Genomic DNA, 280 nt, shown 5'->3' with positions numbered 1-280 from the left:
CGGGGTTATTAATCGACTTGAGCACGGTCGGCTTAATCCCCCGCTGCAGCAGGAGCTGAACCGTCCCGGCTTCGATCGCCCACATGATGACGGCAGACGAGATGCCCGAAGCCGGGCAGATCGGCGCGTCCATGTCCGACACCTCGATCATGGCATCGAGCGCAGGCGCACAGTTGTCGATGACCAGGTCGGCCAGCTCGAACAGCCTTTTGCCGCTGGAGTGATCGCTCTTTAAGAGCTGCGAGTAAGACAAGCTCGTCAGAGCGATGACCGTGACGCC

The 280-nt window shown here is 60.7% G+C and carries 1 protein-coding gene; it reads right to left on the bottom strand.

The annotated features are described in order from the left end of the window. On the bottom strand, nt 1-280 hold a 280-nt coding region (locus NLU14_RS21540; RefSeq protein ID WP_275710478.1), incomplete at both ends, for a phosphoheptose isomerase family protein.

Source organism: Marinobacter iranensis, from assembly GCF_029207565.1.
Lineage (GTDB): Bacteria > Pseudomonadota > Gammaproteobacteria > Pseudomonadales > Oleiphilaceae > Marinobacter > Marinobacter iranensis.
This window is presented reverse-complemented; position numbering and strand designations above follow the sequence as displayed.